General features: G+C 36.2%; 13 protein-coding genes. 2 read left to right on the top strand and 11 right to left on the bottom strand.

Features of this window, described 5'->3' with window-relative positions:
* The first annotated feature begins 196 nt into the window (after positions 1 to 196).
* The gene (locus AC8GF4_RS02655) at positions 197 to 2,050 is read left to right on the top strand and encodes a type VI secretion system baseplate subunit TssF (protein ID WP_506592518.1); all 1,854 of its coding nucleotides are present in this window, start codon (positions 197 to 199) and stop codon (positions 2,048 to 2,050) included.
* A gap of 4 nt (positions 2,051 to 2,054) precedes the next feature.
* Here the strand turns inward: AC8GF4_RS02655 and AC8GF4_RS02660 are convergent, their stop codons facing one another.
* The 8 genes from AC8GF4_RS02660 to tssD (AC8GF4_RS02695) form a co-directional block, all read right to left on the bottom strand.
* On the bottom strand, positions 2,055 to 2,666 hold the full coding sequence (locus AC8GF4_RS02660) for a phage baseplate assembly protein V (protein ID WP_506592520.1): 612 nt from the start codon (positions 2,664 to 2,666) through the stop codon (positions 2,055 to 2,057).
* A gap of 256 nt (positions 2,667 to 2,922) precedes the next feature.
* A complete protein-coding gene (locus tag AC8GF4_RS02665; protein ID WP_506592522.1) occupies positions 2,923 to 3,867 on the bottom strand; it encodes a DUF2931 family protein in 945 nt (314 codons plus the stop codon).
* A 199-nt stretch (positions 3,868 to 4,066) separates the two neighbouring features.
* On the bottom strand, positions 4,067 to 5,122 hold the full coding sequence (locus AC8GF4_RS02670) for a DUF2931 family protein (protein WP_506592524.1): 1,056 nt from the start codon (positions 5,120 to 5,122) through the stop codon (positions 4,067 to 4,069).
* Between the two features lie 121 nt (positions 5,123 to 5,243).
* A complete protein-coding gene (locus tag AC8GF4_RS02675) occupies positions 5,244 to 6,368 on the bottom strand; it encodes a DUF2931 family protein (RefSeq protein WP_506592526.1) in 1,125 nt (374 codons plus the stop codon).
* 10 nt (positions 6,369 to 6,378) lie between these two features.
* Positions 6,379 to 7,797 carry a T6SS phospholipase effector Tle1-like catalytic domain-containing protein gene (locus tag AC8GF4_RS02680; protein ID WP_506592528.1) on the bottom strand — a complete coding sequence of 473 codons (1,419 nt, stop codon included), beginning with the start codon at positions 7,795 to 7,797 and terminating at the stop codon, positions 6,379 to 6,381.
* Positions 7,798 to 7,799: 2 nt separating this feature from the next.
* Positions 7,800 to 9,611: a type VI secretion system Vgr family protein gene (locus AC8GF4_RS02685; protein ID WP_506592530.1), complete on the bottom strand. Its 1,812-nt coding sequence runs from the start codon at positions 9,609 to 9,611 to the stop codon at positions 7,800 to 7,802.
* A gap of 140 nt (positions 9,612 to 9,751) precedes the next feature.
* A complete protein-coding gene (gene tssD / locus AC8GF4_RS02690; protein WP_506592532.1) occupies positions 9,752 to 10,147 on the bottom strand; it encodes a type VI secretion system tube protein TssD in 396 nt (131 codons plus the stop codon).
* 167 nt (positions 10,148 to 10,314) lie between these two features.
* On the bottom strand, positions 10,315 to 10,701 hold the full coding sequence (tssD, locus tag AC8GF4_RS02695) for a type VI secretion system tube protein TssD (RefSeq protein ID WP_143377196.1): 387 nt from the start codon (positions 10,699 to 10,701) through the stop codon (positions 10,315 to 10,317).
* Positions 10,702 to 11,176: 475 nt separating this feature from the next.
* Between tssD (AC8GF4_RS02695) and AC8GF4_RS02700 the strand changes: the two genes are divergently transcribed.
* Positions 11,177 to 11,599 carry a CBS domain-containing protein gene (locus AC8GF4_RS02700; RefSeq protein WP_506592535.1) on the top strand — a complete coding sequence of 141 codons (423 nt, stop codon included), beginning with the start codon at positions 11,177 to 11,179 and terminating at the stop codon, positions 11,597 to 11,599.
* 279 nt (positions 11,600 to 11,878) lie between these two features.
* Here the strand turns inward: AC8GF4_RS02700 and rpe are convergent, their stop codons facing one another.
* From rpe to AC8GF4_RS02715, 3 genes are all read right to left on the bottom strand, one after another.
* On the bottom strand, positions 11,879 to 12,541 hold the full coding sequence (gene rpe / locus AC8GF4_RS02705) for a ribulose-phosphate 3-epimerase (protein ID WP_506592537.1): 663 nt from the start codon (positions 12,539 to 12,541) through the stop codon (positions 11,879 to 11,881).
* A 425-nt stretch (positions 12,542 to 12,966) separates the two neighbouring features.
* Entirely contained in the window at positions 12,967 to 13,830 is an 864-nt protein-coding gene (locus tag AC8GF4_RS02710; RefSeq protein WP_026707723.1) for a sigma-70 family RNA polymerase sigma factor, read from the bottom strand.
* A gap of 290 nt (positions 13,831 to 14,120) precedes the next feature.
* Positions 14,121 to 14,360: a hypothetical protein gene (locus AC8GF4_RS02715; protein ID WP_506592541.1), complete on the bottom strand. Its 240-nt coding sequence runs from the start codon at positions 14,358 to 14,360 to the stop codon at positions 14,121 to 14,123.
* Positions 14,361 to 14,602 lie beyond the last annotated feature (242 nt).

The raw sequence follows: 14,602 nt of genomic DNA on the forward strand, positions 1-14,602 counted from the left end.
GGATAGGCCGTACTACCGAAGTAGTGGCAATAGCCCGACCCTGTTTAGGAAAGGGGCTGAATGAGCGGTGCTAAAGTTAAGCCCCTTTTCTCGACGGGGTCACGCCCAAATGATTAGTATAGAACAAATATAATTGAAAACCGTTTTGTAAAAGAGACTGTTTCAAAAAAAAGATTCATTCATTTTTTTAGAAAATATGAGACAAGAAAGAATAAAAGACAGAGTTTTGAAGAGAGCGGCGAGAGCTTGGGGGTTTTCGGATATTGAGATGGAAACGACTTTTGATCCTGTGGTGAGTTTGTTACTCAATGCCTTGTCTTATGAACTCGAAAAAGTTTCGCATGAATTGGAAGATTCCAAAACTCGTGTGGTGGAGCGTGTCTTGGAAATTATGTTTCCGGAGGTGACTTCGGGAGCCAAGCCAGCTCGTGGAATTCTTCATGCTTTGCCCTTGGAAAACAACTTGAAAGTCTCATTGAAAAACCAAATGGTAGTAGGACGTAGGATGCATAATATTTACAATCCGCTGAAACCGATTGTGAAAGAGATTTTTCTTTCGCCAACATTGGAGGTGAAATTGACGTCTTGTAATGTGAAGTACATGGCGTATGAGCGAAATTTGCTGGAAATTTCGAATTTGTTTTACAAAGAACCCGTTTATGGATATAAATCTGTTTTACCCGCAGGTGAAATCATTCTAGGGATTGAAATTACAAGTCCTGATGTTGTGGAACTCGAGGATGTTATGTTGTATATTGATATAAAAAATACCCATCAAAAAGAGATGTTTCAATATTATTTGAAGCAATTGAAATGTTATCATGATGATGAAGAAATAAAGGTGCAAGAGGGATATAATGTGCCTTTTAACGATATGAATATTGATTCCATTATCAATAGAAATTACACGCATTTGGTTGAAGTTTCTCGAGAAGTAAACGAGTTTTATTTTGATAATTTTTTTACTTTGAAAGGGAAAATATCGCCTAAAAATATCGCCGATTATTCGTCAGAATATAAAGTTTTCGAAGAGTTAACTAACGAGAATCAAAACAAAATTATTTGGATTAAAATGATTTTCCCTGAATCTTTGGTGCCACAAATCATTGACAATGTATCGATAACGACGAATTGTTTTCCGGTAATCAATAAAAAACTGCACTCTTTGACTAGAGAGTTAAGCGGTTTTTTAAGTTATATGGCACTGGATACTGAGGACAATAACTACCTCGATATTGATACTGTTGTAGATCCATCGGGCAGTCATTACGAAATTAAAGAATTCAATGATGGTATGGTTGATGAAGGAAATGCTGTTTTAAGAACTGGTGGAGTGTCTCGTTTTGATTCAAGAACGGCCTCTGAGTTGTTGCAAAACGTATTAGATTTATTGAAGGATGAGAGTTCTTCGTTTTCGGATCTTGGACAAGATTTTATGAAAAGTGCATTAACTGAGATTAATCAATTACTAGCTTCTGTAGAACAGCAAGCCAAAGAAAGCAGTTTTACCAGAAATAATGCACCTTATTTGATGATTAGACCCAAGCACAATACAGAAAAAGGTAAAAATTTTACAGCTCAATATTGGTCTACTTGTGCCGAAGATGGTAATGACATCAAAGCAGGAACGATATTGGAGTCCAAAGACGATTTGTATTTTGTGAGCAAACAAACCACCTTGTTTACCAATACAGTGGGAGGAGTCAATAGACAAAACAATAAAGATAGAATTCTAGCCTACCGTAATGCATTGCTTACTAGAGGCCGAATTGTAACATTTGCCGATATAAAGGCCTTTGCGCACAATCATTTTAAAAACACACTTTTTGAGGTTCGAATCGAAAAAGGTACTCGAAAAGAAGTTTCAATTAAAGCAGGATTTAGTAGAACAGTTGATGTATTCATCAAAACGAATCCAGAGGAAAAGCAACATATTTCTGTAACCGAATGGGATTATCTCTGTGATAGTTTTATGAAGTATTTGAAGCAAAGATCCTCGAATGTGTTTCCGTATCGTTTGGTTATAGATGAAGAGGGAAGGGGAGAATAATAGGCTAGATTTGGAGTGATATCGATAAGCGAGTAAGAATACTTTCGTTTTTAGTAAAGCTATGATTGTCTTGTTTCTCGCTGCCGTTGTAGTTTGTTCCCATTATATAAGGTCTTTCGGCACTTCCTCCTTCAAAACCTACTAGGACTTCCTCGTCGATTTCAGGTATGAAATAAAAACCTTTTCCGGCTCCTGCGTGCGGTTGTATCAGACGCATCCAGTCGCTCTTCATACTTCCTCCAGCCCAGTGAAATTCAACCTTTACGCGCCCTAAGCCATCGGGGTCGTTGTTGTCTATTACTTTGGCAGGTTGACTTTCGGCTTTGGCGTAGGCATGCACATTGGTGTAATGTGGCGCGCAAACATCGGAAGGGATGGCTTTGAAAGCACAAGTGTAATTCCCGTGTACTTCTGAGTGATGCGTGGCTTCTATTACAACCAGGTTGTGTTCTACTGTATTGTTTACAATCGTAAATTTTTGACCTATTCCAAGCGGAAGATAAGACAAACCGCTGTAAAAAATACTGTTGGCATCTTTACCATTGGTTTGTAGTTTGACCATTTCGCCAAGTGCGCTAGAATCGGCTGCTTGTGCGGTGTAGGTACCTACTTCCAAGTCGGGTTGTCTTACCGCTCCTTGTCTGTATCCAACGGCGACTGCAAATCCGTCTCCACTCCCTGTGGTGGTTTTGGTAGCCGCATTTTTGATGTTTGAGGTGCTGTTGTAGGGTTCTTTGTTGGTGCGTGCTTGAAGCTCACACTAGCTTAGTTTTATTTAAGCTCTGATTAGGTGGTGATTTACTATATCGACAAGTATATTTTTTTAATTTTCCGAATGTATCATCAACTATTGAATTTTTAAAATTTTATGATTAGTAAGAACCTTTATACATAACTGACCCTTTATAAATACGTATGCTGTCTACTTCAACTGGCTCGTTGTTTAAAAACAATTCCAGTTTTCTGTTGTCTTTACTTATTTTCACCTCAAATTCCTGTTTATCCTCTGGTTTGAAATTTTTGAATTTGTCGAATATCACTTTCTCATTTAAAAAAATATTGCCACGAAAACGCTCATAAAAACTCGTTTCCCAGTCCAGCTCCAGAATTTGCGGTAAAGGTCGATTGTCATAACTCGTTGATGGTCGTGAAGGCATAAAAATAATGTCTTGTTCCCCATTATAATTGGTAAAACAATATTGGAACAAACGCAAATTGGGGTTTTCATTTTGCATTACAACCCTGAAAGTATAACGCTTGCGGTACATGTCCCACTGGGTACATGAAGTATTTGGCATAAAATCACGTGCTCTTACCTCTTCACGGTTCATAGACCAGTCCTTAAAGAGTTTTTTCTCCAGTTCCGTATCCTCTTTAATGACTTCTGCTTGATAACGACCTAATTCAATTACGAAAATTCCATATTCTTTCCAGACCACCACCATACCTTGTGGTGCAAAACCAAAAATTAATCCCGAAAATTTTTCATGAGTATCATCATTATATTGATAGGTTGTATCTACGGCTTTTTTCATTTCTTCTACAGGAAAATCTGTCTTAAGATGGTAAAATTTATCTTCGTAACCTGCATAATAAATGACATCAGTTCCTATAGGCGTGCCGTGCTGTGAGGTCCAGCTTTTTCCAGAATCTCCCCAACGACCCGAGGAACCTCCAAAAGGCAAAGTGGCAGGAATGCCTTCGAGCGTAATAATATCTCCCCGAACAAATTCTACTCTATAAATATTTTCATTGCCATTTATTTTTTCTATTGAAGGCTGACAGGTATAACTCTCCCATTCGTATTTGTTTTTCATTTGACAACTGGCATTTAAACTTACTATTATTAAAACTACTATTTTATAAAATTTATCCATGATGTATTTCTCTTTTGCGTTTTTCTATAGGCAATACTTCTCCGAATCTTGGACCTAAACCAAATTTATCTGCCTTTACCGACCAGTGCAGATACTCGTGGCGCAGTCTTTTTAAATTTTCTAAATCTAAATAGTTGTGTTATTTTTCATTGCTCAAATCATTGCTTTTGTCCAAAGTAAACAATCGTAAAAGTGCCTTTTCGAGAATAATTTCTTTTTTATCATTTTTTAGCGTTACGCTAAACTTTTTAAAATCATCATCAACTGTAATAAAAACAGTAATAATAGCTTTTGGACTTGCTTCCTCTAGTTTTTGGAACGCTTTAATGGTTTCCTTTTCATCAAGTGTTTCTAATCTTATCAAGTACTTTCGTCCATTTTTGGCTGTAACATACATTCCTATATAACTTGGTACTACTTTACTTGTGGGTTTCAATATGATTTTATTAAAGCTCTCTTGACTCATTGAAGGAGGGAGATAACCTAATTTTTCACTATTAAAAAATTCCATGTCAAGAAAATACATTTCCAGTGGTTTGTTGAACTCCACTTTCCAGTTGTATCTCAACCTGTAATCATCCCATTGCTTATAGCTTATTTTACCTTGCTTAATTATTTCTTGAACTTCAGGAGTTACTCTTCTAGATACCAATTCACTTTCAACAACGGTTTCTGGCATTTCTCCACTCAATTTAAAATGCCTTTTAAACACTTCGTTGGCTTCGGCTTTACCAAGTTCATGAGCTTGGTACCGACCAATCTCGACTTTATTGAGTCCGTCTAGCCAAACTACTACCATACCCTTTGGAGCTAGTCCTGCCGTGAGAGAGGTGTAGGTTTCCCAGTGTAGAGTTTCTTTTCCATCTTTGGAATCTATAGGGATGCCATACCTCATATAACCTTCTTTAAAGAGATTGTAAATTTTTTGTTGTGGTAACTCAAATTCCCCTTCATAAATTTTCATTTCTGTTGGCGCATACCATACAATACTCAAATGATCAGGTGCTGGACTTGGTTCACTAGACCAACTACTCGCAGAGCCAGTCCAATTTGACCCTGCGGTGTTACTCATGTTTGGGATTAAGGTTATGCATTTACCTCCGTGGGAATAAAATATATTAGGCGATAATACTACTACTGGATAACCTGCAGGAGTACAAGCCATTGCATCCCAGTCAAATTTTTCGGTGTTCATGTTTTCTTTTTTTTGACAACTGGTTAGTTGCGCGATTAGGAAAAAAGTAAAAAGTAAAATGGTTTTGTGAATTCCAATTGTCCTTTTGTGGTTCACTATCTTGTTTGCCAAAATAGTTGTGCTATTTTTCATTGCTCAAATCATTGCTTTTGTCCAAAGTAAACAATCGTAAAAGTGCCTTTTCGAGAATAATTTCTTTTTTATCATTTTTTAGCGTTACGCTAAACTTTTTAAAATCATCATCAACTGTAATAAAAACAGTAATAATAGCTTTTGGACTTGCTTCCTCTAGTTTTTGGAACGCTTCAATAGTTTCTTGCTCGTCTAGTGTTTCAAATCTAATCAAATAGTTTTTCTTATTTTGGGCTGTAACATACATGCCTAAATTATTTGGAACTACTTTACTGACAGGTTCTAAAATGACTCTATTATACTCGTCTTGAGCTAATGAAGGTGGAATTTCGCCTGATTTTTCACTGTTGAAATAGCGTATATAGTAACTATACATTTCCAGCGGTTTATTAAATTCCACTTTCCAGTTGTATCGCAAGCGATAATCATCCCATTGCTTACAACTGAATTTGTCTTGTCTAATTTCTTCTTGAACTTTAGGGAGTAGTTTATCAAATTTTAATTTAATTATGGTGTCAGGCATATCAAAATCTACTTTAAAATGCCTTTTAAACACCTCATTGGCTTCGGCTTTGCTCAGTTCTCGGGCTTGGTATCTTCCTAATTCTACTTTATTAAGCCCCTCTAACCATACCACTACCATACCTTTTGGAGCTAGTCCTGCCGTAAGAGCGTCATAGGTTTCCCAGTGTAGGGTTTCTTTGCCGTCTTTGGTGTCTATCGGTATGCCATACGTCATGTAGCCTTCCTTAAAAAGCTCGTATATCTTTTGTTGTGGAAGCTGAAATTCGCCCTCATAAATTTTATTTTCTGTGATAGAGAACCATACAATACTCAAATGATCGGGTGCAGGACTTGGTTCACTAGACCAACCTCTGCCAGATCCAGTCCAATCCGATCCTCCGGTATCACTCATATTTGGGATTAAGGTTATGTGTTTTCCTCCGTTGGAATAAAATATATTCGGCGATAATATTACTACTGGGTAACCTGCTGGAGTACAACCTAATCCTTCCCAATCAAATTTTTCGGTGTTCATGTTTTCTTTTTTTTGACAACTGGTTAGTTGCGCGATTAGGATAAAAGTAAAAAGTAAAATGGTTTTGTTTTTCATTAGGTTTGGTTTAAGCATTATCTTCAATAATGGTACGTTTTACCACGGTACTCCACCAATTGGGATTATTTTCGCCCATGCCCAGTGATTCTTCGTTGGATGAGATATGTAAATAGCGGTGGCGAAGATCCTTTAATTCGTGCCAGTTGTTTAATTTGGTTATCACATTTACGGCTCCTTCTTTTTCTATAGCAAAATTCAAAAGTTTGTTTTTAACGTTTTCTAGCTCGCGGATTACCTTGAAGGTTTTATTCTGAAAATTATCATCAAAACCTTCAAATGTCATTCCGTTTTTCTTGGCAAAATGCATCATAATTGCCAATGGAATAAATTGGTACGAATTTTTTAGTTTTCGTGTACCAGTGCAATTTATTGTTCCCCTATTTTTTATTTCATCCTCGTTATACCATCCTTCTTCGAGTAATTCATAATCGCCTCTATCTGATTTGCTTAAATTTCTTTTTTCAAGATGTTCGTACTCTTCATACCCTCCACCTACATCCGAGTGGGCTCCAGGTAACTGTAATTCGAAGCCAACTCCAGCGGCAATGGAACTTGCAATTGTTGTGAGCGAAAAGTTTGTTCGGTATTCATTTTCTGCTGTGAGGTGTATCACTTTCTTTGCCATACCACCAAGTTGCAACCCTAATTCTCTTACATCATTGTCAAAATCATGTTTTACCGCCGAGCCAACTTTACCTAGAACACCTTCGGGTTCATAAGATGATACCGTATCAAACAAGCCGACAAACTTATAGATTATCTTGGCTCTAGGGTATTTTTCTTCAAAGTCTTCTTTTGTGGTGGTCATAAAACTACGAGCTGCCGCTGCACCACGGCTAAACCCAAAAACATTGATAGTAAGTTCTTGTACGTATTCTTGCTTATAATCAAAAACCTTATTGATTTTGGCATTAATCTTAGTAAAACCCTTGTCTACTTTGGCAGGAATACCCGTAGTGCCAGAGCCAAAGGCATACCCCATAGTGTCTCCTTTTATATCATCCTCTGTTCCTTCTCCTTCAATGTATTCTACAACTATTTTGTTTGGTTTATCTTCAATCGCCATATATGATAATGCTGCAATATTTGAGTAACCATTTTCATAACTGCTTTCTTTTTCATAGTTTTTTTTGTAAATGGTATTGCTATACCCACTTGTATTGCTATTGGCATCTTTGTCTAAACGTCTAAACGTATTGTTTCTATTGTTTTTTGTTCCATCAAAAAATAATATAGCTGTTACTTTTACCCCTTTTAGGTTTTCAATTATTTCGTAAGTTGTAGGCTCGTCATGTGTTACTCCATCCGTTTTACCAATTTGCATAACCTTACTGGCACTATTTTCAATTCCTTCTTTACTGTATGCAATGTTGTTGCCACCTGTAAACTCAAATATATCTCCTTCTACTATGGTTGTTTTACTCATAATTAATACATACTTGTTTTTTCTCCCGAATTGTTTTTTACAACTTTATCTGAGTGTTGTTCATGTGTTCCTTGGCTTTGTGTTACGATTTTTCCATTTGAAATTCGAGTTCTTTCTTTTTCGGTGCGGGACTCTTTATCTCCCTTTATGTATTCAGTCATTTTGCCAATTACATGTATCATATAATCTGTACCTACAGACAAACTATGAAACATACCCACTGTAGTCGTTTTATTCTCTCCTGCAGTTTCACTTATATTTGCACCTGCATTTACAGATACATCAATTCCTGCAGTAAATGTAATATTCTCCCCTGCATTTACGGTGAAATTCTTAGGAGCATTGACCTCAATATTCCCCTGACCATCCATTTTCCAAGTATTGCCACTCGGGTCTTCGATGAAAACACTTCCCTCGGCATCGTTAAAGATCATTTTGGTGCCGGAGCGGGTGTGAATTACCTTTTGGTCGTTGCCACTGGTGTTGTAACCTGAACTTTCGCTACCGTTGTAGTTTGTTCCCATTATATAGGGTCTTTCGGCACTTCCTCCTTCAAAACCAACTAGGACTTCCTCGTCGATTTCCGGGATGAAATAAAATCCTTTTCCAGCTCCTGCGTGCGGTTGTATTAGGCGCATCCAATCGCTTTTTGTATTTCCTCCAGCCCAGTAAAATTCAACTTTTACGCGCCCTAAGCCATCGGGGTCGTTGTTGTCTATCACTTTAGCGGGTTGACTTTCGGCTTTGGCGTAAGCGTGTACATTGGTGTAATGCGGCGCGCCAACATCGGAGGGGATGGCTTTGAAAGCACAAGTATAATTTCCGTGAACTTCTGATTGATGTGTGGCTTCTATTACAACTAAATTGTGTTCTACTGTGTTGTTTACAATCGTAAATTTTTGACCTATTCCAAGCGGAAGATAAGACAAACCGCTGTAAAAAATACTGTTGGCATCTTTACCATTGGTTTGTAGTTTGACCATTTCACTAAGGGTGCTAGAATCGGGTGCTTGTGCGGTATAGGCACCTAATTCCAAGTCGGGTTGTCTAACCGCTCCTTGTCTGTATCCAACGGCGACTGCAAATCCATCACCACTGCCTGTGGTGGTTTTTCCCAATGAATTTTTAATATTAGACGCACTATTGTAATCATAGCCACCCAGCGATTCTTTGTGAGAATGCAATAGGGTTTGTATTTTGAAATGGTGTAATGATCCTCCATTGGTTAGTTTTACTTTGCTGGGTTTTAACTGTCCAAATTGCATACGCATTCCATCGTGATAAAACCATTGTCCGTAACGCTGAGCCAGTCGTTTCAAGAAATCAAAGTTGGTTTCGTTGTATTGTGGCATATAGGCCAGATTCGGGTCATAGGTTGGGATAATCGCTTCACGATTGTAGAAATCCCCTGGACCTTCGGCTAGAATTTTTTTTACAATGGTTTCTAGGTCTTGCTCCATAAAGGTTCTAGACTTTTTCATGTCGTCAAGAAAAATACTGTGGCTTATTCCTGTTACGTGCAATCCTGCAGGACTGCCGTGTAAATCAATAGATTCAAGCGAGTTGATTACTCCTTTGGCCATCAGTTGCACTCCCGTAAGACTTTTGAATGTAAAGATTACATCGCGTCCTAAGTAATCTCGTATGGCTTTGGCTTGTGCGCTGGGTTCTATAATGGCGGTGTTGGTGTATTGCCACACAAACGAAAAATGGTGGTGACCCATCATTTTTTGAGATAATTTCAAATCATAATAAACAACATTTGGTGCGAAACCGCTAATGTCTAAATGTACTTGTTCTGCGTATGTAATCATCAGGTTGGGGTTTAATCGGTTATCAGTTAAAGGTTGTCGGTTATCGGTTTTCGGTTGTCAGTGAAGAGTTATTATCTTTTTAGGATATATTTTGCTCTTTTTACTAAATTAATGCGACTGCGACTAAAACTAAAAAAAAACTATTCTAAAGCGATCCAGTTGTTTGAAAATTGGGCATCTCCAAAGACAATATCTTTTGCTATGATCTCTAATGCTATTTTCATTGGGATATCTGTTGTGCTGGAAAATTGCTCGTGGTAATTGATGCAAAAAGCTTTTTTGAAGGTTAGCTCTTTCATTTTACTCAAAGCGTCTCTGCGATAAAAAATTATTTTACCATCTTTTGTCAATTCGCTGTTGAGCATCCAAGATAGAAATTTTGTGTTTTGGGTGGCTTCAATGGTGAGTTTTATGGCTCCACCTTTTGGTCCTCCAATGGGTTTACCCGTAGTGTCTGTTCCTTGTTTGAAATCAATATTAAATTCTAGTACATTGTACTCTTCTCCGTCAACATGAAAGGTAGATAAAAAACTCATATTTTTATAATTTTAGATTTTGGACTTTAGATTTTAGATTCAAGAAGAAAAAGAATCTTTTGTAATGTGTATTAATTAGGAAGTGGTTGTAACACAAAAAAGGAAGTCCATAAATAGACTTCCTTTAAAAGGTTCAAGCTTAAAAAAGTTTGACTAAGTCTCTAGGATTATACCCAAGCATTGTCAAATTCTCCTCCACCCATTGCAATTTTGCGAGCAGAAATCATAAAAGTTTCCGTTAACGGATTGTCTCCAGTGTGGTCAAAGTTTTCTTTGTACTTCACCATGTACGCTTCTGTAAACTTCAATTCTTTTAGAGTTGCGTTTGAATCGCGTTTGATGAATTTTACTGACCCATCTTTTCTTTCGAAATTGTTGGTCATCCATTCAAACAATTCTGTTCCTCCAGTAGATTCTACCTCTACCATGATTCTACCTCCACGTGTTACTGTAGATGGACGCCCTGAAGCGTCAGTTTCTTGTGCTAAATCGTAGCTTACTGAAAGTACTTTGTAATCTTTCCCGCCTACGGTCAATGTTGTTGAAAATGACATAATAAAAATGTTTTAGTTATAAATTTATTTATTTACAAAGTAAAACTAGCAAAAAATTCGTACACTATTTTGTAGGAATGTTAATTTTTTGTTAAATATGAATTTTCTTAGAAAAATCAGTACTTAAGGAGTTTTTTAGAACTTATTTCAGCCTTAATGACTGTCTTTTTACTGTTTGTTTTTTGTTATAATGTTAATTTTTTCTTTCAACAAAACACATGTAATAGAGATTTACCTTTCAATAATGATCTATTTCTTTTAAAAAATAAGAAAAAAACTAAGAAATATCAATTCTTTCTCCACGTATTTTTACGTAGGTTCTTTGAGTCTAAAACAATAAAAATTTTGTAAGAATTATTGAAAAAAAATGGCTTTATTTTATATCGGAAAATAGTTTGGAAAAACAACTGATAAACATCATATTTTGCTATTTTTTTCTTTTTTAAATTTACGTATAATTTAAAAAAGAGGTGTTATGAGACAGCATGTTCCCGTGTCAACTATTATGACCAAAAATATTATTAAACTGACTATTTCAGATGATTTAACAAAAGCTGAATCTCTTTTTAAGCATCATAAAATAAGACATATTCCTGTGGTAAATGGAGCTACGATAATTGGAATATTGAGTTACACCGATTTGTTGCGAATTTCCTTTGCCGATGCCATAGATGATGATGAAGAGGTTGTGGATACTACTGTTTACAATATGTTTACGGTAGAGCAGGTGATGGCAAAAAAATTAATTACCATTACTCCAGAAACTACTATAAAGGAAGCTGCCGAGATATTGGCTAGTAATGAATTTCACGCGTTGCCTGTGTGTGAAGATCATTTGTTGGTTGGTATAATAACTACTACTGATTTGATTAAGTATTTAATAAATCAGTACCATTAAGATTTGTTGTGATTCGTGCTTACTGAAAAAAGTTCCAATTCTGTTTTTTTAAACTTATTGGGACTTTTTAATTTTGTGGCTACTCGGCTTTTTTTAGCTTATTTAATGCTAAATAGTCTTGAAATACGTGAAGCTGCGTGAAGGATAGAAGCAAGCTACCAAAGTAGCGCGGATAGCCTGACCGTGTTGAGTAAAGGGGCTGAATGGGCGGTGCCCAAAGTAAGCCCCTTTTCTCAATTCGGTCACGCCCTACTAATTTTAAGGGAATGAATTCTATTTTTATACTGTTGTCAATTTTTTCAAATCGGCAATGGTTTGTGTAGGGTTTTCTGCTTTGAAGACAAAGCTTCCTGCAACAAGTACATCGGCACCTGCTTCGACCAATTGCAAAGCGTTTTTGTTGGTTACTCCACCATCTATTTCTATGATAGTTGATGCTCCTTTTCTGGTAATTAGGTCTTTTAGTTTTTTTACTTTCGCGTATGTATTTTCTATAAAAGATTGCCCTCCAAAACCTGGATTTACACTCATGATACAAACCATGTCAATATCATTGATTACATCTTCCAATAAATCAATACTAGTGTGTGGGTTTAGCGCTACTCCTGCTTTCATACCTTCGGCTTTGATGGCTTGAAGGGTTCTGTGTAAGTGCGTGCAGGCTTCATAATGTACCGTTAAGATATCTGTTCCTAATGCTTTGAAAGTTTTGATGTATTGGTCTGGATTGACTATCATCAAATGGACATCTACTGTTTTTTTGGTATGTCTAGTAATAGCTTCAAGTACTGGCATTCCAAAAGAAATATTGGGTACAAAAACACCATCCATAATGTCAATATGAAACCAATCGGCTTCGCTGTTGTTAATCATTTCGATATCACGTTGTAAATTGGCGAAATCGGCAGCCAAAACTGATGGAGCAATAAGTGTGTTCTTCATTGTGTAGTTTTTACGATCAGATGCACAGAAGTGTATCTTTACATTTGTGTTGTTTATTTTTTTTGCAAAGGTACAATGATTTTTGATTTAAGATTGATGATTAACGATTTTTGATTTTGGACTCCTCATCTAAAAGCATATAGGTCTTTATAAAATGCTGCAAATATATTCATAAAAAACCATTAAGAAATTAAGTTTCATTTAGAGTCAATGCTTAATGAAACTTAATTTCTTAATGGTTCAAAATATTTAATAGTTGCATTTAGGATGCTATTTAGGCTGTATTAAAAAATAAAACTCCGGTAATCAGCCGGAGTTTCAATCATCAATCAAAAAACGAACAGTTAATCAGACTGTTGTTCACGTTGTATTAAAATATTTAAAAATTATAGTATTTTCAAAATTTTAATTTGGGGATATTTTAATTAACCTAAATAGGTTTTCAAGATTTTACTTCTAGAGGTATGTTTCAATCTACGGATGGCTTTTTCTTTGATTTGACGTACACGTTCGCGAGTCAGGTCAAAAGTTTCACCAATTTCTTCTAATGTCATTGGATGTTGATCGCCAAGACCAAAGTACAAACGCACTACATCTGCCTCTCTAGGAGTCAATGTCTCTAGTGAACGCTCTATTTCGGTACGCAATGATTCGTGAATTAATTCTCTGTCTGGATTTGGAGATTCACCAGAACGCAATACGTCGTAAAGGTTTGAATCTTCTCCTTCTACAAGAGGCGCATCCATTGATAAGTGACGTCCAGAGTTTTTCATAGACTCTTTTACGTCATTTACGGTCATGTCTAGTTCTTTTGCAATTTCTTCAGCAGAGGGCGGGCGCTCATTGGATTGCTCTAATAAGGCATACATTTTGTTGATTTTGTTGATAGAACCAATTTTATTTAGTGGCAAACGAACAATACGAGATTGTTCTGCCAAAGCTTGTAGTATCGATTGACGAATCCACCATACGGCGTAAGAGATGAATTTGAATCCACGAGTTTCGTCAAAACGTTGTGCTGCTTTTATCAAACCAAGGTTTCCTTCATTGATCAAATCGGGTAAGGTAAGACCTTGATTTTGGTATTGTTTGGCTACCGAAACTACGAAACGCAAATTGGCTTTTGTCAATTTCTCCAAGGCTCTTTGATCCCCAGCTTTAATTTTTTGAGCTAATTCTACTTCTTCGTCAGCGGTAATAAGGTCAACTTTTCCAATTTCTTGTAAATATTTGTCTAATGAAGCGGTTTCACGATTGGTAACCTGCTTGGTGATTTTAAGTTGTCTCATGTTTTTGTCTCCTCAATTTTTAAGTGTACAAATGGTTATACGTTTGAAGTATCGAAAAAGTTACAAAAGAAATATTTATTTTTTGATTTGATCCAATCTGGATGTTTTGATTAGAGCAAAAGTATCTATTATATTGTCGAAATGGTGAAGCAATTTGTGATTGTCCGAAATAAAAAATACCTGCTTCAAATGAATGAAACAGGTACTTCTAACTAATTTAATTGTTTTTTGGAAAGCTTATTTATATAAGAAATAGAGTAAATGGCATTTGCTATTTTTTATTTTAAGGGTTACTCCATTTCGTCAAAATTGATGATTCTATCAAATATTTGTTTTAAAAATAAAATCATAAAGAATAGTCCTGCCCCTAGGATTAAATGATCGCTAGTAAAAAGTAATGGCTCGTCTAGGATGTCATATAGACTTGGTATAATTAGGCATAAGGAAGCTACAAGTCCAATCCAAGGGTTAAATCTGTTAAAGAAGGTTCTGAATTGCATATTTTTCGGTTTATTAAGTTCTAGTCTCATGGTGGTGTTTTTTGGATTTTAATTCTAAAGTAAATTTACAACAGTAATTAGTGTTTTAAAAAAGCAATGTCATGAAATGGGTTTTTGTTGGTATGAGTGATAATAATTTTTGATTGTACGTAGAAAACCTTCTGCACGCGAAGAGACATGCGAGATTCCCATAGTCATAGGAACTGCCATAGAAGTTTTTATTATAACGAACGGTTCTCGATACAATTTTCAGAAAAAGCTATTCGCATTTT

Origin of the sequence: Flavobacterium rarum (SeqCode) (assembly GCF_965234445.1) — a bacterium.
Lineage (GTDB): Bacteria > Bacteroidota > Bacteroidia > Flavobacteriales > Flavobacteriaceae > Flavobacterium > Flavobacterium rarum.

What these genes read in the sequence shown, in the direction of transcription:
- AC8GF4_RS02715 (WP_506592541.1), bottom strand. Translation starts at nt 14,360, where the DNA reads ATGAGACTAGAACTTAATAAACCGAAAAATATGCAATTCAGAACCTTC.
- AC8GF4_RS02655 (WP_506592518.1), top strand. Translation starts at nt 197, where the DNA reads ATGAGACAAGAAAGAATAAAAGACAGAGTTTTGAAGAGAGCGGCGAGA.
- tssD (WP_506592532.1), bottom strand. Translation starts at nt 10,147, where the DNA reads ATGAGTTTTTTATCTACCTTTCATGTTGACGGAGAAGAGTACAATGTA.
- tssD (WP_143377196.1), bottom strand. Translation starts at nt 10,701, where the DNA reads ATGTCATTTTCAACAACATTGACCGTAGGCGGGAAAGATTACAAAGTA.
- AC8GF4_RS02670 (WP_506592524.1), bottom strand. Translation starts at nt 5,122, where the DNA reads ATGAACACCGAAAAATTTGACTGGGATGCAATGGCTTGTACTCCTGCA.
- AC8GF4_RS02675 (WP_506592526.1), bottom strand. Translation starts at nt 6,368, where the DNA reads ATGAAAAACAAAACCATTTTACTTTTTACTTTTATCCTAATCGCGCAA.
- rpe (WP_506592537.1), bottom strand. Translation starts at nt 12,541, where the DNA reads ATGAAGAACACACTTATTGCTCCATCAGTTTTGGCTGCCGATTTCGCC.
- AC8GF4_RS02680 (WP_506592528.1), bottom strand. Translation starts at nt 7,797, where the DNA reads ATGAGTAAAACAACCATAGTAGAAGGAGATATATTTGAGTTTACAGGT.
- AC8GF4_RS02685 (WP_506592530.1), bottom strand. Translation starts at nt 9,611, where the DNA reads ATGATTACATACGCAGAACAAGTACATTTAGACATTAGCGGTTTCGCA.
- AC8GF4_RS02665 (WP_506592522.1), bottom strand. Translation starts at nt 3,867, where the DNA reads ATGAAAAACAAATACGAATGGGAGAGTTATACCTGTCAGCCTTCAATA.
- AC8GF4_RS02700 (WP_506592535.1), top strand. Translation starts at nt 11,177, where the DNA reads ATGAGACAGCATGTTCCCGTGTCAACTATTATGACCAAAAATATTATT.
- AC8GF4_RS02710 (WP_026707723.1), bottom strand. Translation starts at nt 13,830, where the DNA reads ATGAGACAACTTAAAATCACCAAGCAGGTTACCAATCGTGAAACCGCT.